Source organism: Sulfitobacter sabulilitoris (assembly GCF_005887615.1).
In the GTDB taxonomy this organism is placed as follows: Bacteria; Pseudomonadota; Alphaproteobacteria; order Rhodobacterales; family Rhodobacteraceae; genus Sulfitobacter_E; species Sulfitobacter_E sabulilitoris.
In genome coordinates, this window is sequence record NZ_VANS01000002.1 from 117,632 (window position 1) to 143,196 (window position 25,565).

The 25,565-nt window shown below is 65.7% G+C and carries 27 protein-coding genes; 18 read left to right on the top strand and 9 right to left on the bottom strand.

Going from position 1 to position 25,565, the window contains the following annotated elements; translation table 11 throughout:
* The first annotated feature begins 75 nt into the window (after positions 1 to 75).
* From leuS to FDT80_RS08945, 4 genes are read left to right on the top strand one after another with little or no spacing between them, the layout of a single operon-like run.
* Entirely contained in the window at positions 76 to 2,622 is a 2,547-nt protein-coding gene (gene leuS / locus FDT80_RS08930; protein ID WP_138661940.1) for a leucine--tRNA ligase, read from the top strand.
* Positions 2,609 to 3,100: an LPS assembly lipoprotein LptE gene (gene lptE, locus FDT80_RS08935; RefSeq protein ID WP_138661941.1), complete on the top strand. Its 492-nt coding sequence runs from the start codon at positions 2,609 to 2,611 to the stop codon at positions 3,098 to 3,100. Before leuS ends, lptE begins: the two co-directional genes overlap by 14 nt.
* Positions 3,097 to 4,098 (top strand): DNA polymerase III subunit delta, encoded by a 1,002-nt coding sequence (locus FDT80_RS08940; protein WP_138661942.1) that lies wholly within the window; start codon positions 3,097 to 3,099, stop codon positions 4,096 to 4,098. Before lptE ends, FDT80_RS08940 begins: the two co-directional genes overlap by 4 nt.
* 26 nt (positions 4,099 to 4,124) lie before the next feature.
* Entirely contained in the window at positions 4,125 to 4,709 is a 585-nt protein-coding gene (locus FDT80_RS08945) for a glutathione S-transferase family protein (RefSeq protein WP_138662557.1), read from the top strand.
* 7 nt (positions 4,710 to 4,716) lie between these two features.
* On the opposite strand, the gene FDT80_RS08950 is transcribed toward FDT80_RS08945, so the two are convergent.
* Positions 4,717 to 5,931, bottom strand: a complete 1,215-nt coding sequence (locus FDT80_RS08950) for a TIGR03862 family flavoprotein (RefSeq protein WP_281278393.1) — start codon at positions 5,929 to 5,931, stop codon at positions 4,717 to 4,719.
* Between the two features lie 80 nt (positions 5,932 to 6,011).
* Here FDT80_RS08950 and FDT80_RS08955 point away from each other — a divergent pair, with 80 nt between their 5' ends.
* Complete coding sequence (locus tag FDT80_RS08955; protein WP_138661943.1) at positions 6,012 to 6,305, top strand: HNH endonuclease family protein; 294 nt, start codon at positions 6,012 to 6,014, stop codon at positions 6,303 to 6,305.
* Between the two features lie 51 nt (positions 6,306 to 6,356).
* Here the strand turns inward: FDT80_RS08955 and FDT80_RS08960 are convergent, their stop codons facing one another.
* Both FDT80_RS08960 and FDT80_RS08965 read right to left on the bottom strand, forming a co-directional pair.
* Positions 6,357 to 6,965 (bottom strand): enoyl-CoA hydratase/isomerase family protein, encoded by a 609-nt coding sequence (locus FDT80_RS08960; protein WP_138661944.1) that lies wholly within the window; start codon positions 6,963 to 6,965, stop codon positions 6,357 to 6,359.
* Positions 6,962 to 7,711, bottom strand: a complete 750-nt coding sequence (locus FDT80_RS08965) for an SDR family oxidoreductase (protein WP_138661945.1) — start codon at positions 7,709 to 7,711, stop codon at positions 6,962 to 6,964. Before FDT80_RS08965 ends, FDT80_RS08960 begins: the two co-directional genes overlap by 4 nt.
* A gap of 147 nt (positions 7,712 to 7,858) precedes the next feature.
* On the opposite strand from FDT80_RS08965, the gene FDT80_RS08970 reads away from it, so the two are divergent.
* From FDT80_RS08970 to lpxK, 6 genes are all read left to right on the top strand, one after another.
* Positions 7,859 to 9,391: a DUF2125 domain-containing protein gene (locus FDT80_RS08970; protein WP_138661946.1), complete on the top strand. Its 1,533-nt coding sequence runs from the start codon at positions 7,859 to 7,861 to the stop codon at positions 9,389 to 9,391.
* Positions 9,392 to 9,703: 312 nt separating this feature from the next.
* Complete coding sequence (locus FDT80_RS08975; RefSeq protein ID WP_138661947.1) at positions 9,704 to 11,050, top strand: TldD/PmbA family protein; 1,347 nt, start codon at positions 9,704 to 9,706, stop codon at positions 11,048 to 11,050.
* Positions 11,037 to 11,813, top strand: a complete 777-nt coding sequence (locus tag FDT80_RS08980; RefSeq protein WP_170311832.1) for an inositol monophosphatase family protein — start codon at positions 11,037 to 11,039, stop codon at positions 11,811 to 11,813. The genes FDT80_RS08975 and FDT80_RS08980 overlap by 14 nt, the downstream gene beginning before the upstream one ends.
* A gap of 80 nt (positions 11,814 to 11,893) precedes the next feature.
* Positions 11,894 to 12,136, top strand: coding sequence for a DUF4170 domain-containing protein (locus FDT80_RS08985; RefSeq protein WP_138661948.1), 243 nt, complete (start codon positions 11,894 to 11,896; stop codon positions 12,134 to 12,136).
* 6 nt (positions 12,137 to 12,142) lie between these two features.
* Positions 12,143 to 13,369, top strand: a complete 1,227-nt coding sequence (locus FDT80_RS08990; RefSeq protein WP_138661949.1) for a 3-deoxy-D-manno-octulosonic acid transferase — start codon at positions 12,143 to 12,145, stop codon at positions 13,367 to 13,369.
* Positions 13,356 to 14,348 (top strand): tetraacyldisaccharide 4'-kinase, encoded by a 993-nt coding sequence (gene lpxK / locus FDT80_RS08995; protein WP_138661950.1) that lies wholly within the window; start codon positions 13,356 to 13,358, stop codon positions 14,346 to 14,348. The genes FDT80_RS08990 and lpxK overlap by 14 nt, the downstream gene beginning before the upstream one ends.
* Before the next feature lie 59 nt (positions 14,349 to 14,407).
* Here lpxK and FDT80_RS09000 read toward each other — a convergent pair whose 3' ends face one another.
* The 3 genes from FDT80_RS09000 to FDT80_RS09010 are packed head-to-tail and all read right to left on the bottom strand — an operon-like array spanning position 14,408 to position 16,713.
* Entirely contained in the window at positions 14,408 to 15,520 is a 1,113-nt protein-coding gene (locus FDT80_RS09000; protein ID WP_138662560.1) for a CaiB/BaiF CoA transferase family protein, read from the bottom strand.
* Positions 15,520 to 16,188, bottom strand: a complete 669-nt coding sequence (locus FDT80_RS09005) for a DsbA family protein (RefSeq protein ID WP_138661951.1) — start codon at positions 16,186 to 16,188, stop codon at positions 15,520 to 15,522. Before FDT80_RS09005 ends, FDT80_RS09000 begins: the two co-directional genes overlap by 1 nt.
* 15 nt (positions 16,189 to 16,203) lie before the next feature.
* Positions 16,204 to 16,713 carry a DUF721 domain-containing protein gene (locus FDT80_RS09010; RefSeq protein WP_138661952.1) on the bottom strand — a complete coding sequence of 170 codons (510 nt, stop codon included), beginning with the start codon at positions 16,711 to 16,713 and terminating at the stop codon, positions 16,204 to 16,206.
* 83 nt (positions 16,714 to 16,796) lie between these two features.
* Here FDT80_RS09010 and mutY point away from each other — a divergent pair, with 83 nt between their 5' ends.
* The 3 genes from mutY (at position 16,797) to FDT80_RS09025 (ending at position 19,572) form a co-directional block, all read left to right on the top strand.
* On the top strand, positions 16,797 to 17,855 hold the full coding sequence (mutY, locus tag FDT80_RS09015) for an A/G-specific adenine glycosylase (RefSeq protein ID WP_138661953.1): 1,059 nt from the start codon (positions 16,797 to 16,799) through the stop codon (positions 17,853 to 17,855).
* A gap of 82 nt (positions 17,856 to 17,937) precedes the next feature.
* The gene (locus FDT80_RS09020) at positions 17,938 to 19,089 is read left to right on the top strand and encodes an alkane 1-monooxygenase (RefSeq protein ID WP_138661954.1); all 1,152 of its coding nucleotides are present in this window, start codon (positions 17,938 to 17,940) and stop codon (positions 19,087 to 19,089) included.
* Positions 19,090 to 19,158: 69 nt separating this feature from the next.
* Positions 19,159 to 19,572: a response regulator gene (locus FDT80_RS09025; RefSeq protein ID WP_138661955.1), complete on the top strand. Its 414-nt coding sequence runs from the start codon at positions 19,159 to 19,161 to the stop codon at positions 19,570 to 19,572.
* A gap of 109 nt (positions 19,573 to 19,681) precedes the next feature.
* On the opposite strand, the gene FDT80_RS09030 is transcribed toward FDT80_RS09025, so the two are convergent.
* The 3 genes from FDT80_RS09030 to FDT80_RS09040 form a co-directional block, all read right to left on the bottom strand.
* Entirely contained in the window at positions 19,682 to 20,782 is a 1,101-nt protein-coding gene (locus tag FDT80_RS09030) for a site-specific DNA-methyltransferase (protein WP_138661956.1), read from the bottom strand.
* A 90-nt stretch (positions 20,783 to 20,872) separates the two neighbouring features.
* Complete coding sequence (locus FDT80_RS09035; protein ID WP_138661957.1) at positions 20,873 to 21,502, bottom strand: ribonuclease HII; 630 nt, start codon at positions 21,500 to 21,502, stop codon at positions 20,873 to 20,875.
* A gap of 224 nt (positions 21,503 to 21,726) precedes the next feature.
* Positions 21,727 to 22,215: a hypothetical protein gene (locus FDT80_RS09040; RefSeq protein WP_138661958.1), complete on the bottom strand. Its 489-nt coding sequence runs from the start codon at positions 22,213 to 22,215 to the stop codon at positions 21,727 to 21,729.
* A gap of 196 nt (positions 22,216 to 22,411) precedes the next feature.
* Here FDT80_RS09040 and FDT80_RS09045 point away from each other — a divergent pair, with 196 nt between their 5' ends.
* From FDT80_RS09045 to FDT80_RS09060, 4 genes are all read left to right on the top strand, one after another.
* A complete protein-coding gene (locus FDT80_RS09045) occupies positions 22,412 to 22,702 on the top strand; it encodes a hypothetical protein (RefSeq protein ID WP_138661959.1) in 291 nt (96 codons plus the stop codon).
* Between the two features lies 1 nt (position 22,703).
* On the top strand, positions 22,704 to 23,378 hold the full coding sequence (locus FDT80_RS09050; RefSeq protein WP_138661960.1) for a winged helix-turn-helix domain-containing protein: 675 nt from the start codon (positions 22,704 to 22,706) through the stop codon (positions 23,376 to 23,378).
* 168 nt (positions 23,379 to 23,546) lie between these two features.
* On the top strand, positions 23,547 to 24,323 hold the full coding sequence (locus FDT80_RS09055) for an aldolase/citrate lyase family protein (protein ID WP_138661961.1): 777 nt from the start codon (positions 23,547 to 23,549) through the stop codon (positions 24,321 to 24,323).
* Positions 24,320 to 25,489 carry an MFS transporter gene (locus FDT80_RS09060; RefSeq protein ID WP_138661962.1) on the top strand — a complete coding sequence of 390 codons (1,170 nt, stop codon included), beginning with the start codon at positions 24,320 to 24,322 and terminating at the stop codon, positions 25,487 to 25,489. The genes FDT80_RS09055 and FDT80_RS09060 overlap by 4 nt, the downstream gene beginning before the upstream one ends.
* The last annotated feature ends 76 nt before the right edge of the window (positions 25,490 to 25,565 follow it).

Here is a 25,565-nt window from a genome sequence, read left to right on the forward strand (position 1 = left end):
CCGCTCTACCAGACAGCGCCGGGCTGCCCGTGTCATTCACGGCCCCGGCGCTCATCCGTTGAAAAGGACGCCATCATGTCGCGTTACACCCCCGCCGAGATCGAAGCCCGCTGGCAGGCCGCCTGGGAAAAGACCGAAACCTTCAAGGCCGTGCGCGACGCCGCCAAGCCGAAGTATTACGTGCTCGAGATGTTTCCCTATCCGTCGGGGCGCATCCATATGGGGCATGTGCGCAACTACACGATGGGCGACGTGATCGCGCGCTACAAGATCGCCACGGGCCACAACGTGCTGCACCCGATGGGATGGGACGCCTTCGGCATGCCCGCCGAAAACGCCGCGATGGCGATCGGCGGCCACCCCAAGGACTGGACCTATGGCAACATCGCGGACATGCGCGACCAGATGAAGCCGCTGGGCCTGTCGATCGACTGGTCGCGCGAATTCGCCACCTGCGACCCGGAATATTACGGCCAGCAGCAGGCGCTGTTCCTCGACATGCTCGACGCGGGGCTGGTGTATCGCAAGAACGCGGTGGTGAACTGGGATCCGGTCGATATGACCGTTTTGGCGAATGAACAGGTCGAGGCCGGGCGCGGCTGGCGGTCGGGCGCGCTGGTGGAGCGGCGCGAACTGACGCAGTGGTTCTTCAAGATCTCCGACATGGCCGAGGACCTGCTGGACGCGCTGGACGGGTTGGAGAACTGGCCCGCCAAGGTGCGCCTGATGCAGGAAAACTGGATCGGCAAGTCGCGCGGTCTGCAATTCGCCTTCTCGACCGTCGATGCCCCCGAAGGCCACGACCGGATCGAAGTCTATACCACCCGGCCGGACACGCTCATGGGGGCCTCCTTTGTCGGAATCTCGCCCGATCATCCGCTGGCCAAAGCGCTTGAGCGGGAGCGCGAGGACGTGGCCGCCTTCAACGCGGAATGCCGCAGGGGCGGCACCACCGAAGAAGCGATCGAGACCGCTGAAAAGATGGGTTTCGACACCGGCATCCGGGTGCGCCATCCCTTCGACACCGCGCACGAACTACCGGTCTATATCGCCAACTTCATCCTGATGGATTACGGCACCGGCGCGATTTTTGGCTGCCCCGCGCATGACCAGCGCGATTTCGATTTCGCCACCAAATACGGGTTGCCGATCATCGCGACCTACCTGCCATCCGAGGACAGCAGCGAGGATCTGGCGCAGGCCTATGTGCCCGCCAAGACCGAAACCGTCTATTACAACCGCGGCTTCGCCGGCGAGGCGCATCAGACCGGGATCGAGGCGATCGACGCCGCAATCGCCTTTTGCGAGCAGAACGGCGTCGGCCAGGGCGTGACCAAGTACCGCCTGCGCGACTGGGGTCTGTCGCGCCAGCGCTACTGGGGCGCGCCCATTCCGGTGGTGCATTGCGACGCCTGCGGCGTGGTGCCCGAGAAAAAGGAAAATCTGCCCATCGAACTGCCCTATGACGTGACCTTCGACACGCCGGGCAATCCGCTGAACCGTCACCCGACGTGGCGCGACACGCCCTGCCCCGCCTGCGGCAAGCCCGCCCAGCGCGAAACCGACACGATGGACACCTTCGTCGATTCGTCGTGGTACTTCGCGCGGTTCACCTCGCCCCGCGCCGACACGCCCACGGTGATGGAGGATGCGGACTACTGGATGAACGTGGACCAGTATATCGGCGGCATCGAGCACGCGATCCTGCACCTGCTCTATTCGCGGTTTTTCGCGCGGGCGATGCATATCACGGGGCACCTGCCGGCAAAGGCGATCGAACCCTTCGACGCGCTGTTCACCCAGGGCATGGTCACGCATGAGATCTATCTGACGCGCGACGCCAACGGCCGCCCGGTCTATCACCTGCCCGAAGAGGTGACCGACGGAAAGCTGGCAGATGGCACCCCGGTAGAGGTCATCCCCTCCGCCAAGATGTCGAAGTCGAAGAAGAACGTCGTGGATCCGGCGGACATCATCGGCGCCTATGGCGCCGATACCGCGCGCTGGTTCGTCCTGAGCGACAGCCCGCCCGAACGGGACGTGGAATGGACGGCCTCGGGCGCCGAGGCGGCGTTCAAGCACCTGAGCCGCGTCTGGGCCATCTCCGAGCGGATCGCGGAGATGGACGAGAGCACGGCGGGCGAAGGCGACGAGGATCTGCTGCGCGCGATGCACCGCACCATCAACGATGTGACCCTCGGGATCGAATCCTTCGGGTTCAACGCGGCCATCGCCAAGCTCTACGCATTCACGGCGACCTTGCAGAAATCCAAGGCGGGCGTCGCCGCCCAGCGCGAGGCGATCCTGCGTCTGGCGCAGCTGATGTCACCGATGACACCGCACCTGTCCGAAGACATCTGGTCGCGACACGGGCAGGACGGCCTGATCGTCTCCGCGCCCTGGCCCACGGCGGATGACACGATGCTGGTCGATGACACGGTGACCCTGCCAATCCAGATCAACGGCAAGCGCCGCTCCGAGATTTCGGTGCCCGCCGACATGAGCAAGGAAGAGGTTGAAAAACTCGCGCTCGCGGATCAGGCTGTGATCCGGAGCCTTGACGGCGCCGCCCCGAAAAAGATCATCGTTGTCCCCGGACGGATCGTGAATGTCGTTGTTTGACCCTCGCGCGTTTCTTGCAGCCCTTGCGCTTTTGGCGCTGACGGCCTGCGGGTTTGCGCCGGTGTACGGCCCCGGGGGCGCAGGCACCCAACTGCAGAACGCCGTGGTGGTGCAGGCCCCCGAGACGCGCGATGCCTTTTTGGTCACGCGCCGCGTCGAGGAGCGCCTCGGCCGCGCGGGCAGCGCCGCGCGCTATGCGCTCGATCTGTCGGTCACCTCTTCCGAACAGGGTCTTGCCGTCGATTCGCAAGGCAATATCACGCGATACAACCTGCTCGGTCAGGCACAATTCGCGCTTCGCGACACCGGCACCGGGCAGACCGTGATGTCCGGGACGGTAGACAACTTCACCGGCTATTCCGCGACCGGCAGCACGGTTGCAACACTGGCCGCCGCACGCGATGCACAGGAACGGCTGATGACCATACTGGCAGATCAGATCATTGCGCGGCTTCTGGGCAGCGCCGACCTGACATGAAACTATCGCCCCGTGATGCCACCGGATATTTCGCCAAGCCGGATCCGGGCAAGACCGGGCTGCTGATCTGGGGCGCCGATGCGATGCGCGTGGCGCTCAAGCGGCAAGAGGTGCTTGCCGCACTTCTTGGCCCGGCCGCCGAAGAGGAGATGCGCCTTGCCCGCATGACCGGCGCGGCCCTGCGCAAGGACCCCGCGATGCTGCTCGATGCGCTGAAAGCGACGGGGTTCTTCCCCGGCCCCCGTGCCGCCTTTGTCGAGGAAGCGAACGATACGGTGACGCCCGTCATCCTGTCCGCACTGTCCGAGTGGCAGCCCGGCGATGCGCAGGTGATCGTCACGGCCGGCGCGCTGAAACCGACCTCGAAACTGCGCAAAGCCTTCGAAACGCATCCCAACGCCTATGCCGCCGGGATTTACGACGACCCGCCCACGCGCGCCGAAATCGAACAAACCTTGCGCGCCGCGGGCATGCCGCTGCCGCAAGGCGCCGTGATGGCCGTTCTCAGCGATCTGGCACAGGCACTGGACCCCGGTGACTTTCGCCAGACGGTCGAGAAGATCACGCTGTACAAACTGGGCGATGACACCCCCCTGACCGAGACCGATATCCTGGCCTGCGCGCCCACCTCGACCGAAGCGGCAGTCGATGATGTGCTGATGGTCGTGGCGGATGCGCGCGCCCATGACATCGGCCCGGTGATGCAAAAGCTGATGGCGCAGGGGGTCACGCCGGTATCCCTGTGCATCGGTGCGATGCGGCATTTCCGCAGTCTGCACCGCGCCGCCTGCGACACCACCGGGCGACCCACGATCTTTGGCCCCAATCGCGACAAGATGCTGGCCCAGTCCCGGCGCTGGGGTCCGGCGCGGCTGGAAACCGCGCTGACGGTGCTGACCGACACCGATCTCGCGCTGCGCTCCGCGGGGCAGCACGCGCCGGCGATGGCGCTGGTGGAACGCGCGTTCATCCGCCTTGCGATGCTTGGCGCACGATAGACAGAATTTTTTGGATGGAGACGACGATGTACAAAGTGATCGGAACCGGCAAATCCCGCGCCTTTCGCGTTATGTGGGCGCTGGAGGAACTGGGGCAGCCCTATGACGTGATCGACGCGGGCCCGCGCAGCGAAGAGGCCAAGACCTACAACCCGTCCGGCAAGATCCCGGCGCTTGTCGACAACGACGCGGTGCTGACCGATTCGGTGGCGATCATGACCTATCTCGCGGACAAGCACGGTGGGTTGACGGCGGCGGCGGGCACTGTCGCGCGGGCCCGGCAGGACGCGATGACCCTATGGCTGATCGACGAATTCGACGCCGTGCTCTGGGCCGCGGCCAAGCATAGCTTCGTGCTGCCCGAAGAGCACCGCAACCTGACGATCAAGGACACGCTGAAATACGAATTCGAACGCTCGGCCAAACAGTTGTCCAACCGGCTCGAGGGCGATTTCCTGATGGGCGACAAGATCACGATCCCCGACATCCTGGCGGTGCATTGCCTGAATTGGGCGATGGGCGCCAAGTTTCCCCGCGTCGACGACAAGCTGTTCGCCTATGCCCAATCGCTGCGCGAACGGCCCGCGTTTCAGGCCGCCGCCGCGCGGTGAACGGTGGCTAGTGCGGGGCCGCCGCCCATGTCGCCGCGGCCCGTCCCGCCCAGCGCCCCGTCGCCAGGCACCCGGTGATCAGGTAGCCGCCGGTGGGCGCCTCCCAGTCCAGCATTTCGCCGGCACAGAACACCCCCGGCGCTGCGCGCAGCATCAGCCCCGCGTCCAGCGCCGCAAAAGGCACGCCGCCTGCGGTGGAGATCGCCTCGTCCATCGGGCGCAGCCCGGTGACAGGCACCGACAGGGATTTCAGCGTGCGCGCCAGCGCCTTGGGATCGGTGGCAAGGGGCCGCGCGCACTCCTGCGCAAGCGCGATGCGGGCCGGCTCCAGCTTCAACACCTTGCGCAGATGGTTGGACAGGCTCGCCTTGCCCCGCGGCCGCGCGATCTTTTCCGCCACCTGGTCGACCGTCCAATCCGGCAGCAGGTCGATCCGCAGCCCGCTGCCCTCGCGCAGGCCCCGGCTGACCTCGTAAATGCCGCCACCCTCCAGACCGGAGCGCGAAATCACCGCCTCGCCGCGCGACCGAAAGGCGCCCGACTTCAGCGCGATACTCTTGAGCGCCACACCCAAGAAGCGTTCCATGTGCGATGACCACGCGACCGTCGCGCCAACGTTCGCCGGGGCAAAGGGCGCCAGGTCGATGCCACGCGCCCCCAACAGCGCCGCCCATTCGCCATCCGACCCCAACCGCGCCCAGCTTGCGCCGCCCAGTGCCAGGATCACCACGTCCGCCGCCACGACCTGCGCGCCCCGCGGGGTGTCGAACCGCAGCGCGCCATCTTCCGCCCACCCGCACCACCGCCAGCGCGTGTGCATCCGCACCCCCGCGTGCTCCAACCGCCGCAGCCACGCGCGCAACAGCGGCGAAGCCTTCATCGCGCGCGGGAACACCCGCCCGGTGGAGCCGGTGAACACCGCCTGCCCCAAGGCGCCCGCCCAATCCTGAACCGCGACCGCGTCGAACGACTCGAGGGCGGGGCGCAATACGGCCGCGGCCTCGGCATACTGCGGCAACATGTCGCCAAGCGTCTCGTCCTTGGTCAGGTTCAGGCCCGATTTGCCCGCCATCAGGAATTTGCGTCCGACCGACGGCTTGGCGTCGTAGACATCCACCGAAAGCCCCGCACGCGCCAACTCCTCCGCCGCCATCAATCCGGCCGGGCCCGCGCCGATCACGGCCGCACGGGAGGGAGGGATGTCTGGGCTCGGGTCTGTCACCTGGGTCACGTCTTTCTTGTCAGCACGAAAATCCGCCCCATCCTCTTGCCTGCCCGCCTCAGCAGGATCAAGCACCAACCATGCCAGACCCGATTTGCCCCCTGTGCCACCGCCCCATCCCGCACGACGTCAAGCAAAGCGTGCACCACCTCGTCCCCAAGCTCAAAGGCGGCAAGGGCGGTCCAACGGTCCTGCTGCATCACATCTGCCACCGCGAGATTCACGCCACCCTGACCGAAGCCGAACTGGCACGCGACTTTGCCACACCCGAGGCGCTGCGCGCCCACCCGCGGCTGGCCAAATTCATCGCCTGGGTCGCCAGGCGTCCACCGGGGTTCCAGTCGAAGATCCCCGGCCGCATGCGCAAACGCTAGGCTCTTCTTTGGGTCTGAAATACTCCCCGCGGAGCGTCCGACAGCTGCCGATCAGCGGCACATCGCCTTGATTTCTCCGGCAACCTCGGGTTTGGCCGTGACCGTGTCGGCGACCAGATCACGCGCATGATCCATCAGCGCGCCGGCCTGCACGATCCGGTCGATCAGGCCAAACCGCAGCGCCTCTTCGGCCTCGATCTTCTGCCCGCCCATCAGGATCAGCTTGGTGCGCGCGGGCCCGATCAGCGCCGCCATGCGCGCAGGATCGCTGGGTTGCGGCAGAAATCCCAATTTCATCACCGGGTAAAAGAACTTCGCGCCCGGCACGGCAATGCGCAGGTCACAGGCCAGCGCCATACCCATCGCGCCCCCCGCCAGCGTGCCGTTCAACGCGGCCACGCTCAGCCCCGGCAATGCGGCGATGGCCCCGGACAGACGCTCCCACACATCCGATGTCGCCAGCCCCGCGCGCGCGGCCTCGAGGTCGGCGCCCGCGCTGAACACGCCCCCCCGCCCGGTCAGGATCACGGCCCGCGCGGCCTGTGCGGCTTCCATGACCTCTGCCAGTTCGATCAGCATGGCGTGGGTCAGGGAATTGGCCTTGTCAGGGCGGTTGATCGTGACCGTCCAGATGTCGCCGCCGCGATCGACCTCGATCATGTCAGGCCAACCTTGCGACGGATATCCTCGTCGCGCAGCGAAATCTCCTTGCCGCACCACGCGTCCGCCTCGGCGCTGCACATCCACAGCAGCGCGCGCGCGGGCCAGTCGGCGGGAATATGGTCCTCCCAGTCCAGCTTGCTCACCGGGTTTACGCCACTGGCCTTGATCTCGCGCTGCATCCGGGTGGCCACGGTGCCGGGGCTCAGCCCGATGGCGCGGATACCGTGCTCCGCCTCTTCCAGATCGACACAGCGGGTCAGCATCGCCACCGCCGCCTTGGACGCGCAATAGTGGCTCCAGGCTTCGACGGGGCCGTGGGCCGCCCCCGAACTGATGGTCAGGACCGACCCGCCACCAGCGGATTTCATCGCCGGAAGGGCCGCATGCATACCGTTGAACACCCCCTTGAGGTTGATGTCGATGACCTGCCCCCAGGCGTCCGGGTCGGCGTCGGCCAGATGGCTGATCGGCTCGATCACGCCGGCGTTGTTGATCAGGACGTCCAGACCGCCAAAGGCCTGAAGCGTGGTCGCGACCGCCGCCGACATCTCGGCATGGCGCGCAACGTTGCAGGGGATGGCGATGGCTGTCTTGCCGATCTCGCCGGCCAGGTCGGCAATCGCCTCCTGGCCGCGCGCCAGCAGCGCCACATTCGCGCCCGCGGCGGCAAAGACGCGCGCGGTCTCGGCACCGATGCCGCGGCTGGCCCCGGTGATCATTACGGTTTTGCCTGTCATGTCCATTGTGCTGTCTCCTGCGATCTGAAGGCCTGGATGGGCGTCCCCTCCGTGGTAATCCGCCGCGGATGCAGCGTCCAGCCCGCCCGGCCCTTGACCCGGCAGCGGCAAGCGCAGACGATGCGCGCAAGATCGTTGACAAGGAGACGCCAGATGGCCCGACTGCCCCTTATTCCGACCGCGCATGCCACCGGCCTGATGGGTCTTTTGACCCTGGCCCAGCCTGCATTCGCCGATGTCACGGCGATGGACGTCTGGGAGGACTGGCGCAGCTACATCTCGGGTATGGCCTATGACGTGAGCGCCGATACCGCGATGGAGGGGCAAACGCTGACCGTCTCCAATCTGCGCATCGACATGAAGATGGAAGAGGGCGCAGGCACCGCGGCGATGGACCTTGGCACGGTGCAGTTCACCGAAAACGGCGATGGCACCGTGTCGATAGCCCTGCCGGACCGGATGCCGATCGTGGTCAACATGACCCCGCCAAACGAGGATCCGGTCACGATCACCATGGACTACGGTCAGACGGGTTTCGCCATGACGGCGTCGGGCACGCCCAGCGACATGCAATATGTCTACAGCGCCGACAGGCTGGAGCTGGCCCTGCGCGAAATCATCGCCGACGGCGAGGTGATGAACCCCGACGACACAGCCGCCAACATGACCCTGTCCGGCGTGGCGGGGCGCACGCAGATGACGCTTGGCGCCCTGCGTGCCTACGAGCAATCGATGACCGCTGAAAGCCTGCGATACGGCATGGCCTTTACCGACCCGAAGGGCGAAGGATCGGCCAGGATCAGCGGCGGCAGCGAGGCACTGGCCTTTACCGGCGCGGGTGAAATACCGTTGCAGGTGGTTCAGGCCGATGACATGGCCGCCATGCTGGCCGCCGGTTTCCGCTTTGACGGGACCTTCACCTATGGCGCGGGCAATTCCAACATCGCGGCCACCAGCCCCGACGGTCCGGTTGCGGGCACGACGACCTCGCAGGGCGGATCGCTGCAAATCGCCATGTCGCAGGAAGGGATCGCCTATGACGTCGCGCAGACCGGCCTCGCGGTGAACCTGACCTCTGCCGCCGCGCCGCTGCCCATCGCGTTCGAAGTTGCCGATGCCCGTTTCAACATCTCCGCGCCGCTGCGCAAATCCGAAGAGGCGCAGGATTTCGCCTTTGGCTTCACGCTTGGCGATTTCACCTTGTCCGAGCTGATATGGGGCATCTTCGATCCGGCCGCGCAACTGCCCCGCGACCCCGCGACCATCGCGCTGGACCTGACCGGCAAGGCCAAGATCCTGATGGATCTTTTGGACCCCGCGAATGCCGCCCGGATGCAGGCCGACGACGGCCTGCCGGGCGAGCTTGAGGTGCTCAACATCAACAAGCTGCAGGTGACGGCAGCCGGGGCGGAACTGACCGGCGCGGGGGGCTTTACGTTTGACAACGCGCGCCCGACGGGCGGAATGCCCAAGCCGACAGGGGCCGCGAATTTCAAGTTGAGCGGCGCAAACGCACTGATCGACACGCTGGTCGCAATGGGGCTGCTGCCGCAGGACCAGGCGATGGGCGCGCGGATGATGATGGGGCTTTTCGCCGTGCCGGGCGAGGCGCCGGACACAGTGACCTCGACGATCGAGATCAACGAGGAAGGGCACGTACTGGCCAACGGTCAGCGCATCCAGTAACCCCCGACGACAGGTATTGCGCGGGTTGGCGCGTCTGCGGGGGTAGGACGCGCCTCACCGCGCCGGGCGGCCCCGGACGGTCTGCCTGCCCGGCGCTTTTGCCAACCCGGTCGAAACACCGCACCACGCGCGGCCTGCTACCGGCCGCCGCGGCACTGCCCTCGCCGGTCGGAGCCACGCAGCGCCACGTGCCGGGCCGGTCCGCACCGGTGCGGCTTTCCGGCAAAAGCCGTGGACCCCTTTTTGCCCCGCGCCCTTGCGGTCGGACCTCGGCGGCTCTACCTGAAGTGCAGTATTTACGGAGCCCGATGTATGACGCAGCCCCTTGAGGCCCTTACCGAACAGCTTTTGCAGGCGGCCAGGCGCGCCGGTGCCGACGCCGCCGATGCAATGGGCGTGCGGGGCACTTCCCTGTCCGTCGATGTCCGCGGCACAACACTGGAGCAGGCGGAACGCGCCGAGGGCGTGGACATCGGGCTGCGCGTGTTCGTGGGCCAGCGGACGGCGACCGTCTCGGCCTCCGACCTGTCGCAACGCACCATCGACGAAATGGCCCAGCGGGCCGTCGCGATGGCGCGCGAGGCCCCGGAAGACCCCCATGCAGGTCTGGCGCACGCTGGGCAATTGGCGGACGGTTGGGACAGCGACGCGTTGCAGATGTGTGACCCCGCGCCGGAACCGGACCCCGAGGACCTGCACGCGATGGCTGCCCGTGCCGAGGCCGCGGCCCTTGCGGTCGACGGCGTGACGCAGGTTCAGTCCGCCAGCGCCGGATACAGCGCGCGGCAGGTGCATCTGGCGGCAACGAACGGCTTTTCCGGCGGCTACGCGCGCACCGACACCGGGCTGTCCTGCGTCGCCATTTCGGGCAGCGGCACCGGGATGGAGCGCGACTATGACGGCGACAGCCGCATCTTCGGCGCCGATCTGCGCAGCCCCGAAGACATCGGCACCCGCACCGCGATGCGCGCCGTCGAACGGATGGGCGCGCGCAAGCCGCGGACCGGCACCTATCCGGTTCTGTTCGACGAACGGGTGTCGTCCACGCTGATCGGGCACCTTCTGGCCGCGGTCAACGGATCTTCGGTGGCGCGCGGCGCATCCTGGCTGCGTGATGCATTGGGACAGGAGATCTTGCCGGCGGCCCTGTCGCTGCGCGAAGATCCGCACCGCACGCGCGCCTCGGGGTCGCGCCCCTTTGACGCCGAAGGGCTTCCCACCCGACCGCGCGATATCGTGATCGGCGGCGTGCTTCAGGGCTGGACCGTCGATCTGGCGACTGCGCGTCAACTGGGTGTGAGCCCGACGGGCAACGCCGCGCGCGGCACGTCGTCGGGCCCCTCGCCCGCCACATGGAACGTGGCGCTGACCCAGGGCGAGGCCAGCCGCGACGACCTGATCCGCGATATGGGAACGGGGCTTTTGGTGACGTCGATGATCGGGTCCACGATCAATCCCAACACGGGCGATTATTCGCGCGGCGCCGCCGGGCTTTGGGTCGAGAATGGCGAGATCATGCACCCGGTGAACGAATGCACCATCGCGGGCAACCTGCGCGACATGCTGCGCAGCATTGTGCCCGCGAACGACGCACGCACACACCTCAGCCGGGTCGTGCCGTCGCTTCTGGTGCCGGGAATGTCCATTGCAGGCGCATGACCTTGCCCTGATCACCGACGCCATCCGCATGGCGGGCCGTGTCGCCACCAGCTTTGTCGGCAAGACCGCGCAACGCTGGGACAAACCGGCGGGTGCAGGGCCGGTCACCGAGGCCGATATGGCGGTGAACAGCCTGCTGGAAAGCGTGCTGCGCAATGCGCGCCCCGAATATGGCTGGCTGTCGGAGGAAACCGAGGATTCAGAGGCCCGGCTGTCGAACGAGACCGTGTTCATCATCGACCCCATCGACGGCACCCGCAGCTTTGTCGAAGGGTCGCGCACCTGGGCACACAGCATTGGAATTGCCCATCGCGGCCAGATTACCGCCGCCGCCGTGTATCTGCCGATGCGCGACCGCCTTTATACCGCAGCGCAGGGACGGGGGGCGTTCCTGAACGGTGTGCCGATTACCGTATCGGGCGTGACCGCTCTCGATGACGCGGCGGTGCTGGCGACCAAGCCCAACATGGACCCGAAATTCTGGCCACGCGGCGTACCCGGCTTTGACCGGGCGCATCGTCCCTCGCTGGCCTACCGACTGGCGCTGGTGGCCGAAGGGCGCTTTGACGCGATGCTGACATTCCGGCCCAGCTGGGAATGGGATATCGCCGCGGGGGCGCTGATCGTGACGGAAGCGGGCGGCACCTGCACCGACAAGGCCGGGCGGCCGCTGATGTTCAACAACCCCCATCCCACGCTGAATGGCGTGATCGCCGGTGGCGCCGCGCTGCATGGCGATGTATTGGGTGCGCTTGACGCCTGAGCGGAGATACGCGACGCTTTGCCTCAACTCTTGCCCGCTCTGACCATGACGGCACACTTTATCACCCAAGGATCGATCAAATGACCCAACGCTTGCATCTCGTTTTTGGCGGGGAACTCGTCAATCCCAGCGACAATGTGTTCAAGAACGTCGCGGACCTGCATATCGTGGGGATCTTTCCGGACTACGCCACGGCTTACAACGCCTGGAAAACCGAGGCGCAGCGCACCGTGGACAATGCCCATATGCGGTATTTCATCGCCCACCTGCACCGCCTGCGCGACGAAGAAACACCTGCGTCGCCGACCGAAGAACTGGGCTAGGTGCAGATGGGCCGCTCGCCAGGGTTGGCGGCCTATCGCGCGTGGACGCGCCGGGCCGACGATCCCGAATTCCGGGCCTGCACCGCGCGCCCCGCCGGTGAAATGGTGTGGCTGCACGCACCCGAGCCGGGCAACCTTCTGGCGATCCACGATCTGGCCCAGCGCCTGTGTGCCGCGCGCTATGACCTGAGCGTGCTGATCACGCTGACCAACCCCGATCTGGCCGATGCAACCACCCGCCGAAGCGCTCTCGACAAACGGATCATCATCGACCGCGCTCCCAGCGAACACCCCGAGTGCGCCAAGGCCTTTGTCACCCATTGGGCCCCGGATATGGGGATCTGGTCCTGGGGCGGGCTGCGACCAAACCTGATTCAGGCGGCACTGGATCAAGGGTGTGCCATGGTTCTGATCGACGCCGACACCGGCGGGTTCGATGGCCGGCGCGACCGCTGGCTGCCCGACGTCGCGCGCAGCATCCTGTCGAAATTCAGCTCGGTTCTGGCCCGATCCACACCGGCCGCGCGGCGACTTGAGCAATTGGGGCTGGACCGCGCGAGCATTCAGGTCACGCCACCGTTGCAGGCGGGCGGGCAGGCGCTGCCCTGCGACGATGCGGATGTGACCGATCTGTCCTCGGCTCTGGCCGGGCGGCCCGTGTGGCTGGCCAATGCGGTTCAGATGGCCGAGGTTCCGACCGTTCTGTCGGCCCATCGCACCGCTCTGCGCCTGTCGCACCGGCTGCTGCTGATCCTGCATCCGGCGCCGGGGTGCAATCTCGATGAAATCGCGGGCGCGGCCAACAAGCAGGGGTTCCGGACCCTTAACTGGGACAGCGGCAGTTACCCCGACGATTCCACGCAGATCCTGCTGGCCGACGATCCGCGCGACCTGGGTCTGTTCTACCGTGTGGCGCCGGTGGCATTCCTGGGCAGCTCGCTCAGTCCGGGCCACGGCGGGTGCGATCCGTTCGAAGCGGCAGCGCTCGGCTCTGCGGTGCTGTATGGCCCCAATGTGCGCCGCTACATGCCATTCTACACGCGGCTTGCACAGGCCGGTGCGGCGCGGATCGTGAACGATTCGCATGCGCTCGGCACTGCGGTCACGCGCCTGATCGCGCCCGATCAGGCGGCCACGATGGCGCATGCGGGTTGGGACGTGATCAGCCAGGGCGCCGCTCTGACCGATACCGTCATCGACCTGGTGCAGGAGGGGCTGGATGCGCGCGCCTGACTTCTGGAACACGGCACCCGATCAGCCTGCCCTGCGCGCGCGACTGTTGCAGCCTTTGGGCGCGCTTTATGCCGCTGCGACGGCCCGCAGGCTGGCACGGGGCGCACGCGCGCGGCTCGATGTGCCGGTGGTCTGCGTGGGAAACATCAATGCCGGCGGCACCGGCAAGACCCCGACGGTGATTGCGGTGCTGGAGCATTTGCGCGGGCGGTATCACACGCCGCATGTGGTCAGTCGTGGCTACGGCGGTACGCTGAAGGGTCCGGTGCGCGTGATCCCCGGCCGGCACAGCGCGGCGCAGGTGGGCGATGAGCCGCTGCTTCTGGCAGCCTTTGCCGAGGTTTGGGTCGCCGAGGATCGTGCCGCGGGCGCGCGCGCGGCGGCGCAGGCCGGGGCCAACGTGATCGTGCTGGATGACGGGTTTCAAAACCCCGCGCTGCATTATGATCTGTCCATCGTGGTGGTCGATGCCGCGCGTGGCTTTGGCAACGGATTGTGCCTGCCGGCCGGGCCGCTGCGCGAACCGGTTGAGGCGGGGCTGACGCGCGCCGACCTGCTGCTGTCGATCGGCGATGCGGCGGCGCAGGCGCGGTTCGACGAGACGCCGCTGCCCGACGCGTTGCCGCATGTCCGGGCCGAACTGGCACCGTTGCAGACCGGCATGGACTGGTCCGACACGCGCGCGCTTGCCTTTGCCGGGATCGGCCATCCGGCGAAGTTCTTTGCCACGCTGAGGGGGCTGGGCGCGGAGGTGATCCACGCCGAGGCACTGAGCGATCATCAGCCGCTGTCGCAGACCCTGATGACCCGGCTGGAAGCGGATGCGCGCCTGCGCGGGGCGCAACTGGTCACCACCGAAAAGGATGCCGTGCGTCTGCCCGCCGCGTTCCGGTCCAAGGTCATCACCCTGCCGGTGCGGCTCTGCCTGCCCGACGGCAACGCGCTTTACGCGGCGCTCGATGCGCTGCCTGTCCCGTAAGCGCACGGAATTTTCGAAAATCACCGTCGGTTTTCTTTGAAAGAAAACGGCGACGGGTGTCAGTTGTCCTCGCCCAGTTTCGGCGAGGGGCGATGCAATGCAAGCTCCGCGTCCGAAAAGGTGAAGGGCGCGCGGATGCCCGGAACGCCGCCCAGTTCAATCTGCATCTTGCGCGCCTTGACCTGCGGATCGGCCATCACGTCCGAAAGATCGTTGATCGGCCCCGCGGGCACCCCTTCGGACTCGCAGGCGGCCAGCAGATCGTCGCGGGTACGCTGGCGGGTCGCATCGTTGAGGCGGCGGATCATCTCGGCCCGGTTGGCCAGCCGGTCGGCGTTCTTCAGGAATTCCGGCGCGGTCGCCATCTCGTCCAATCCGAGCAATTTGCACAGGCGCTGGTATTGCCCGTCGTTGCCCGTCGCGATGATGATATGCCCGTCGCTCGTGTCGAACGCCTGGTAGGGCGTCAGGTTCACATGCCCGTTGCCCATACGCCGAGGCGCTTTGCCAGTGGTCAGGTAGTTCATCGCCTGGTTGGCGGTGACGGCAACGGCCACGTCCAGCAACGCCATGTCGATGTGCTGCCCCCTGCCCGTGGCGTGGCGCTGGTGCAGCGCGGCCAGAATCGCGGTGGACGCATAAACCCCGGTGAAAATATCCGTGATTGCGACGCCGGATTTCTGCGGCTGGCCATCGGGTTCGCCGGTGATCGACATCAGGCCCGACATGCCCTGTATGATGAAATCATAACCTGCGCGGTGCGCATAGGGGCCCGTCTGGCCAAAGCCGGTGATCGAGCAATAGATCAGTTCGGGAAACTCGGCGTGCAGACTGTCAAAGTCCAGCCCGTATTTCGCGAGGCCCCCGGTCTTGAAATTCTCGATCAGGATGTCGGCCTCGCCGATCAGCGCCTTGAGCTGCGCCTGCCCCTCGGGCGTGCGGAAATCGATGGTGACCGATTTCTTGCCGCGGTTGGTGGAATGGAAATAGGCGGCCGACACGTCGTCGTCACGGGTGACGAAGGGCGGGCCCCACTGGCGGGTATCATCACCCGCCGGGCTTTCGACCTTGATCACCTCGCACCCCAGATCCGACAGCGTCTGACCGGCCCAGGGGCCCGCCAGCACGCGCGCCAGTTCGACGACCTTCAGTCCGGCCAGAGGTGCCGACATCATTCCGCCGCCGCGTCGATGATGGCCGCCATTTCGTCATAGGCCATGTTGGAATACTTGGTGCCGTTGATCACGAAGCTCGGGGTGCTTTCGATCCCGTCCGCCTCGGCGTTTTCCTGATACCACGCGACCAGCGTGCGGGCCTTGTCGGCGTCCTGCAGGCAGGATTCGAGCGTATCGCCATCAAGCCCGGCAAGCCGTCCGATCTTGCGCAATTCCTCGACGATGGCGGCCGGCTCTCCGGCGCGCGACCATTCCGACTGACCGGAGTAGATCAGGTCGGCCACGCCAAAGAACCGGTCCGGCCCCGCGCACCGCGCGATCATCGACGCCCACAGGCCGTAGCGGTCGAAATAGACTTCGCGATAGACGAAGTTGATCTTGCCCGTATCGATGTAGTCGGTCTTGAGCTGCTTGTAGGGGCCGGCGTGGAATGTGGCGCAGTGCGGGCAGGTGAAGCTGGCGTATTCGATCACCGTCACCGGCGCGTCCGCATTGCCCAGCGTCATGTCGGGAATGACGGAAGTGTCGACATCCGCCTCGGCGGTCTGGGCATTGGCGGCGCCCAGCGGGTCGGCGGGGGTGGTCGTGCCGCCGCTGCCCAGAACATAAAAGGCGCCAAAGCCAACAACGACCAGCGCGGCCAGAATTGCGATCATACGCGACATAACAGGATCTTCCTTTCAGCGTTTCGCTTTGTTCAAGATATTCTCGCCCAACCGTGCCAGCGCATCGCGCAAACCGTCGTCGCCCACCGGGCGCACGGTCTCTGCCGCTTTTTGCTGCACCAAGGGGTCGGGTGCCTTGCCCCCCATATCGGGCCTGCGGTGGGCAAAGTCCACCTGCCCTTCGGCAAAACCGGTGGCGGCGGTCTGGGTGATGCGCACACGGGCGATGGCATTATAGCCGTAAACCGCATTCACACGCGCGCGAAGCTGCTCTTTTTGCATCTCGAGCATCGGCGCGTTCGCGCCGGTCGTCAGCAGGGTCAGCGTCGCGCCCATTCCGCCCCGGCCATAGCTGACCTCGACGGGTCGTGCGATGGCGGCGGTGTCTTCGCCGGCGATTTCGGACCAGTGGGTCAACAGGCGGCTCTGGGCAAAGCCGCGCTTTTCGCTGGCTGCCCTGATCCGGCCCGTCAGCAGGCTGGAGGTGCGTTTGAAGCCTTTTGTGCTGGCGCGTCGCGCTGCCATGATTATGGTCCCGTTGATCCACGGGCAGCATAGCGGCTGATGGCCGTTTCGCCAGCCCGACCGACCGACCGGAGGCATAAAGATTGCGTGACCAGCAAACCGCGCCCGACCTGCCCCAGACCTTGCTGGACTGGTACGACGCGCATGCCCGCGCGATGCCGTGGCGGGTGCCGCCCGCGGACCGGCGCGCGGGCGTGGCGCCCGATCCCTACCGCGTCTGGCTGTCCGAGGTGATGCTGCAACAGACCACGGTGGCCGCGGTGCGCGACTACTTCCACCGTTTCACCGCGCGTTGGCCCACGGTGGGCGATCTGGCCGCCGCCGCGGATGCCGACGTGATGGGCGAATGGGCCGGCCTGGGGTACTATGCGCGGGCGCGCAACCTGCTGAAATGCGCCCGCATTGTGGCGCGCGACCACGGCGGCGCCTTTCCCGCCGATCATGCCGCGCTTCTGACGCTTCCGGGCATCGGGCCTTACACGGCGGCGGCGATCTCCTCGATCGCGTTCGACCTGCCCCATGCGGTGCTCGATGGCAACGTTGAGCGCGTCATGGCGCGCCTGCATGACATCCACACGCCCCTGCCAGAGGCCAAACCGCACCTGATGGCCAGGGCGGAGGCACTGACCCCAAGCGAACGCCCCGGTGATTACGCACAGGCCGTGATGGACCTCGGGGCGACGATCTGCACACCCAAGTCGCCCGCCTGCGGCATCTGCCCCTGGCGCGATCCCTGCGCGGCCCGCCTTGCGGGAACCGCCGCGGACCTGCCCAGAAAGACGCCGAAAAAGCCCAAACCCGTGCGGCGCGGCATCGTCTATCTGGGCCGGCGGAGCGATGGTGCATGGCTGCTTGAAACCCGGCCCGAAAAAGGGTTGCTGGGTGGTATGCTGGGCTGGCCCGGAACCGACTGGACCGAGGCCGGGCCGCAGACCGAGGCCCCGCCCCATCCCGCCGACTGGCAGCCGCACGCGGGCGAGGTCCGCCACACCTTCACGCATTTCCACCTGATCCTGTCGCTGCGCGTGGCCACGCTGCCCGAAGGCACCCGACCGCAACGCGGGCATTTCGTCGAACCAGACGAATTTCGTCCGTCCGACTTGCCCACGGTGATGCGCAAAGCCTTCGATCTGGTGCGATAAAGCGGCGCGGGCACCGCGTTGCACTTGGTCCGGGCCGGTGTTGTGGGGTATGTCTTGTGCACCGTTTGCAAGGGTTTGCATCATGACCACCCAAAGATCGTTCATCGCCGCGGCGGATCCCGCGACACTGGTCCGCGCCCTGCCCTTCTGGCTGTCGCTGGGGCTGTTGCCGCTGGCCTGGGTCGGCGCGGTCTGGGGCGGTTGGACGGTGATCCTGTTGCCTGTCGTGACGTGGTATCTCTTCTCGGCCCTGGATGCGGTCGTCGGGCTGGATACCGAGAATTCCGATCCGAACACTCCTGAGGCCGACCTGTTTTGGTATCGCGCGGTCACGCTGATCTGGGCGCCGCTGCAATTCATCACGCTGTTCGGCCTGATCTGGTACGTGCCGCAGGCTGCACATCTTGGCACGCTGGAACGCATCATGCTGTTTTTAGGTGTCGGCGTCATAACCGGCACCGTGGGCATCAACTACAGTCATGAACTGATGCACCAAAAGAACAGGCTTGAGCGGTGGTGCGCCGACATCCTGCTGGCGATGGTGCTGTATTCGCATTTCCGGTCCGAGCACCTGCTGGTGCATCACCGCTATGTCGGCACGGCGCGCGACCCGGTTACCGCGCGCTATAACGAAGGGTTCCACCGCTTCTATCCGCGTGTGTTGCGGCAATCGCTGGTGTCGGCCTTCGGCGCCGAACGCGACATGCTGGCCCGGAAAAAGCGGCCCTGGCATGACCGGTCCAATCCGTTTTTCCGTTATTGGGCGCTGCAGGGCGGGATGCTGGCGCTGGCGGCGATCCTTGGCGGCTGGTCGGGCCTGGGGCTTTTCGTGCTGCAGGCGGGCGTCGCGATCTGGCAGCTTGAACTGGTCAATTACATCGAACACTACGGCCTGACGCGCAAACATCTGGGCGAGGGGAAATACGAAATCGTCCAGCCGCGCCATTCGTGGAACGCGGCGCACCGCGCGTCGAACTGGCTGCTGATCAACCTGCAACGCCACTCCGATCACCACTACAAACCCGATCGGCGCTTTCCGGTGCTGCAAACCTATCGCGATACGGATGCGCCGCAACTGCCCTATGGCTATCCGGTGATGACGATGGCCGCGATGGTGCCGCCGCTGTGGCGGCGCATCATGAACCCGCGTGTCCGGAAATGGCGCGCGATGTATTATCCGGAAATCACCGACTGGACCCCCTATGCCAAGTCCCGTCTGCCGATGCCGCGCTAGGCTCGGCACGGTTTCTTAATCCTTTCCGGCGATACCTGTGCGCAACCGCTCACAGAGGGGAGCCGCCGCATGCATCAGCACGTTACCCGCTCGTACGACAGCATCTGCCTGATCGTCGAAGACAGTGCCTTTGACCAGAGGCGCATGACCCGGATCATGCGGCAAAGCTTTCGCAATGTTCGGATCGATGTCGCCTCGACCCTGGCCGAAGCGCGCCGCCACCTGCAACGTCACCAGACGTCGCTGATCCTGCTCGACAACAACCTGCCCGATGGCAAGGGTGCGAACTTCGCGATGGAACTCGCGCAGGATCCCACCATGGCGCGGATACCCATCGTCATGGTCAGCGACTGGCCTTCGCCCTTCATGTGGGAAAAAGCGCACTCCGCCGGCGTGCGGCACATCGTGGACAAGTCCGAATTCGGACCGGCCATCGTTCAATCGGCCCTCGTCAGCAAACAGCGCACACAAGATGCCGGTTAGGATACCATAAAAAAGCCCCGCCAAGACAGGCGGGGCCAAGGTGAGCGCCCTACTGACGTGCCTGTGCATTCAGGCAGCGGGGCACCGGCGGTGTTCGGAAATACGTGGATCAGTTGCCCATTTCAGAGCGGATCTGCTGACGCAGAAGATCGATGGGCACATGCTTGCCATCGCGCTTGAAGCACCAGTAGGTCCAGCCGTTGCAGCTTGGCGCTTTCTCGAACGCGGCTCCAACCTGGTGGATCGACCCCTTGACCTCGCCACCGATCAGCGTGCCATCGGCACGGACCTTGGCCTTGTAGCGCTTGTTCATCGAATACAGCTCTTCGCCCGGACGCAGCATACCGCGTTCGACCAACTGTCCGAACGGCACGCGCGGCTCGGCGCGCTTGGACGTGCTTACCGCCAACGCCTCGCGATCGAACTTGCGCACGGCGGCGATCCGCTTTTCAGCGACCGTGCGATAGGCGGCCTCGCGCTCGATGCCGATGAAATCACGGCCCAGCATCTTGGCCACCGCACCGGTGGTGCCCGTGCCAAAGAATGGATCAAGGATCACATCGCCGGGATTGGTCGACCCCACCAGGATACGGTGCAACAGGCTCTCGGGCTTTTGCGTGGGATGCGCCTTGTCGCCCGCTTCGTCCTTCAACCGCTCGTGCCCGGTGCAAATCGGCAGCACCCAATCGCTGCGCATCTGGATACCCTCGTTCAGCGCCTTCAGCGCTTCGTAGTTGAAGGTGTACTTGCTGGTCTCGTCCTTGCCCGCCCAGATCATCGTCTCGTGGGCATTGGTGAATCGCTTGCCGCGGAAATTCGGCATCGGGTTCGATTTGCGCCAGACCACGTCGTTCAGGATCCAGAACCCCTGATCCTGCAACGCCGCGCCGACGCGGAAAATGTTGTGATAACTGCCGATGACCCAGATCGCCCCATTGGGCTTGAGCAGACGGCGCGCCGCCTTGAGCCAGGCGCGGGTGAAATCGTCGTAGGCCTTGAAGCTTGCGAACTGATCCCAGGCGTCATCCACCGCGTCCACGCGGCTGTTGTCGGGGCGGTGCAACTCGCCCTTCAACTGCAAGTTATACGGCGGATCGGCAAAGATCAGATCGATCGACGCCTCGGGGAGGGCGTTCATTGCCTCGATGCAATCGCCAGCCAGAATCGTGTTGAGCGGAAGCGCCGCGGCGCTCTTGGTCTTGGTCTTCATATAACTGCCTCTGTCCCCGGCACTTTTTGTGCTCGTTGGTTGTGGACAAAGATGAGTCAAAGACGATTCGCGGTCAATTTCTTTTTTGAATCAAGGTCTTATGTTTTTTTCTTGATACAACATATTGTGGATAGGTTTGAAGGTTCGTCTATGGTGTGGGGTCACACCAAGATTTCGAAGCGCAGCCATGTGGCTTTTCGATCCATAACCCATGTTGGTTTCCCAGCCATAGCCGGGATGCTGTTGCGCCAAATCCACCATGATGGCATCGCGACATATTTTGGCCACGATTGACGCCGCCGCGATCGATACGGATCGCCCGTCCCCGCCGACCACCGGCTGCGCCGACAGGTCCAGATCGCGCGGCAGCATCGTCCCGTCGATCAACAGGTGATCGGGCGGCACGCGCAGGCCCGCAACCGCCCGCCGCATGGCGAGGTGACTGGCGCGCAATATGTTGATCTGCTCGATCTCTTCGACGGTGGCATGGCCGATCGACACCTCGGCGCAGGCGTGCAATTCCTGGGCCAGGCGCGCGCGCATCCGGTGCGTCAGCTTCTTTGAATCGTTCAATCCCGGCGGGATGTGTGCCGGGTTCAGCACCACCGCCGCCGCCGTCACCGGCCCGGCCAGCGGTCCGCGCCCGACCTCATCGACGCCGGCCACGCGGGCAAAACCCCGCAGGTGCGCCTGCTGCTCAAACGAATAATCCGGTCCCATGCGCCCGTCATTCCCCGGCATGACATCCCGGATCAACCCTTTTCGCTTCTCTTGTTTGAAAAATATCCCCGCCGGAGGCCGACAAAGGCTCCTCCTTCAGGAGCCTTTGGACATGTCGTGGCGCGTCAGCGCCTCCTGCAATCACAAAAAAGGGAGGAGACGCCCGAACGCCTCCTCCAAGTCTGGGCGCGGCAGGGACCCGCCGCGCCGGTTCTGACCGCGCCTTAGCGGCGGGCCAATTGGTAACCGCGGTCACGCAGACACCGCGCCTCGTATCCGCGGCGGCGGCCGTCGCGGGTTCGGACCTCGCGAAAGCACCGCTGCGGCAGACGGTCGGTATAGGAATAATTGCGTTGCAGGCACCGCGCGCCAAACATCCGGATCCGGCCGTCGCGGGTGTCGAAACTGCGCAGGCAATTGCCAGGCAAAAGATCGCGCTGCGCCCGCCGCGGCAAGGGGCGCGGCTCCAGCTTCGGCGGCGGCGCGCGGTAGGTGTCCTGGTATTGATAGCCGCGCCCGACGTGATCGCGGCGGCGTGCCTCTTCGCGCCGGTCGTTGCGCTTCTTGATGGCCGTGCCGATGACCGCGATGCCTGCTATCGCGGCCAGGGCACGCAACAGGTCGTCGTTGCTGTCGGCCCGGGCCGGTGCGGCACTCAGCCCGGTGATGATGATCGAAAGCGCCGCGATGGCAGCGATGAAACTACGGTGCATGGGTCTGGTCCTCGTCTGTTGTCGGAATGGCCGGCCCGATATGCGTTTGGGTGTGTCTTGGGGGGGCGACCTTGCCCTGCCACCATCGCCCCGCCCCGCCGGGCCAAGCAATAACGCCGCGCTGTTATCCGATAACCACCGGCATGATCCCGCTTTGATATTGAATATCCCGGCCCACGGGTGCAGCAGTGGTGGCATGAAACATATCGCACTCATGCTCTCCCTCGCGGTGGCGCTGGCCCTTGCCGGTCCTGCGCAAGCCGCCGACTGCTATGCCGATTACAAGGCCAAGCAGGACAACCCTCTGCGGCTGCATTACGGTGTGGCCCAGATCACGGGCGAATGCTCCAAACCGGCGGCACGCCGCGCCCTCTCGCAACGCCTTGCGGCGCAGGGCTGGACGCTGTTGAATGTCGTGTCCGTCTTCGACGCGTCCGGTTTGGCAGAAAGGAAAGACAGTGCAGGGCCCTACTACCTCCGCTTCTGATATGCGCCGCACCGGCGGACGATTCGTCACCTACGGGCTGGCGGCGGTCGGGTTGACGTTGGTGGCGGCGGCGGTCGTGCTGTTCTGGGCGCTGCCCGACGCCAACGCCTTCAACGCGCGTGTCGAACAGCTTTTCATCGAAAACGACGATCTGACGACGCAGGCCGAAATCAAGCTTCTGGAAATTCTCGCGCAGTCGGGCACGGCCTTTTCCGACACGCTGGCCAGCTACCGTTTCATCATCTTCGTGCTGCTTGTCTTTGCCGCCGCCCTGCTGATCGCGGCGGTGGTGTTCCTTGTCATGCTCGTCAGCTTCAACCGCCGCGTGGCCCAGATCGAACGCGCCGGCATTCAGGTCAACTCCCTGCTGATCAGCCGCGAGGAAAACACCGTCTACCTCAACAATCTCGGGTTCAAACTGACCGAAGCGGCGATGGAGACGATGGCCGTCCTGGCCGAGGCGCGGATGGATGACGACGTTCTGTCGGGCAGCCAGATCGAAGGCATGATTTCCGGGCGCAGTGCGGCCGATTGCGACGAGGCCGCCGGCGCGACCCGGATCAAGCGTCTGCGCGATACCTTAGGCAACCAGATCGTGTCCGAATTGCTGGTCAAGAACATCGCGCGCCGCGGGTATATGCTGGCCATCGACAAGGATGTGATCAAGGTGCTGTGACGCCCGCGCGCCCCGCTGCGGGTGCTGGACACGCCTTGTGTCGCGCGACGGGTCGCCGCCGCTATTCAGACCAAGCAGGACCACGGGCGCGCTTTATGCTCTGGTCATGGATGGCGCGGCGGGTCTAGGGTCCGTGGCAATGCTCCGGCCCAAAAAGGAAATCCGACCATGCCCGCGCCGCTCAATCCCTTCAAGAAGGCCCTGTCCGAGGGCGAGACCCTGTTCGGCTGCTGGCTTGGTCTTGCCAATGGCTACACCGCCGAGATCATGGGCACCGCCGGGTTCGACTGGCTGCTGATCGACGGAGAGCATTCGCCAAACGATCTGCCGACGATCCGCGACCAGTTGCAGGTGGTAAGCGCGAGCGACAGTCACCCGATCGTGCGCGTGCCGATCGGCGAGACGTGGATCATCAAGCAGGTGCTGGATGCGGGCGCGCAGACCGTGCTCGTGCCGATGGTCGAAAGCGCGGATCAGGCGCGCGAACTGGTCCGCGCCTGCCGGTTTCCGCCGGTGGGCGACCGCGGCGTCGGCTACGCGATGGCGCGGGCCTCCAACTTTGGGCAGACGACGAACTATGGCCCGACCGCCGACGCGCAGATCTGCCTGCTGGTCCAGGTGGAAAACCGCGCCGGGCTGGCCGCGCTGGACGAAATCTTGCAGGTCGAGGGCGTGGATGGCGTGTTCATCGGCCCCGCCGACCTGGCCGCCAGCCTTGGGCACTTGGGCGACATGATGCACGACACGGTGCAATCCACCATCATGGACGCGCTGCAACGGATCAGCGCCAGCGGCAAGGCGGCGGGGATCCTGTCCACTGATGACGCGATGACGCGGGCGTCGCTGGACGCGGGCGCACGGTTCGTCGCCGTCGGGCTGGATGTTGTGATGCTGGCGCAGGCGGCGCGCACCACGGCGTCAAAATGGCGCGATGGCCTGAAATGACATCCGGTTTGTTCGTCCTTGGGCTGGCCTATGTGCTCAGCCAGTTCTTTCGCGCGTTCCTGGCCGTGCTGGCCCCGGTGCTCAAGACCGATCTGGGGGCCGACCCCGATGCGCTGGCCCTTGCGTCCGGCATGTGGTTCCTGAGCTTTGCGGCCATGCAGATCCCCGTGGGCTGGGCGCTGGATACGCTGGGGCCGCGGCGCACGGCGGCGGCATTGCTGCTGGTGGGGGGCGCGGGCGGCGCGTCGGTCTTCGCGCTGGCCACGATGCCTGGCCATATCGCGATTGCGATGGCGCTGATCGGCGTTGGATGTTCGCCGGTGCTGATGGCGTCCTACTACATCTTTGCGCGGCAGTTTCCGGCCCGCCAATTTGCGACCCTGGCCGCGCTGATGGTGGGGCTGGGTTCGGTCGGCAATCTGATCGCCTCCTATCCGATGGCCCTGTCCGCCGATCTGCTGGGCTGGCGCGCATCGCTGTTTGGGCTGGCCGGACTGTCGGCACTGACCGCCCTGGGAATTCTGGTGCTGGTGCGCGATCCGCCCAAACCCGAAGGCGAGGCGCAGGGGTCGCTGCGCGAATTGCTGCGCCTGCCTGCGCTCTGGCTGATCCTGCCGCTGATGTTCGTCAACTACGCCCCGGCGGGGGCCCTGCGCGGTCTTTGGATCGGGCCCTACCTTGCAGATACGTTTGACTTGTCCACACAGCAGATCGGGCAGGCGACCCTGGCGATGGGGTTGGCGATGATCCTCGGCACGCTGGCCTATGGTCCGCTGGACCGGGTGTTCGGTTCGCGCAAATGGGTCGTCGTCGGCGGCAGCGTGATGACCATCGCCTGCCTTGGCGTGCTGACCCTTCTGCCCGCACTGGGTCCGGTCCTGTCGACCGGGCTGCTGGCGGGGGTCGGGTTTTTCGGTGCGGCCTATCCGATGATGGTCGCACACGGGCGCGGCTTTCTGCCGCCGCATCTTGTCGGGCGGGGGGTGACGCTGCTTAACCTGTTCAGCATCGGTGGCGTCGGCGTTATGCAGTTCGTGTCGGGCCGGGTGCATGCCGATGTGGTGGCCGGTGGCGGTGCGCCCTACCCCGTGCTCTTCGCGCTCTTTGGCGGCGCGTTGCTGATCGGGCTGGTGTTCTATCTGTTCAGCCGCGACAGCACGGCCTGACAGCCCCCCTTTCCCCCGCCCGCGGAGCGGTATAAGACGCGCGCACCATCACACGCATATGTATTGGAGAGATCAG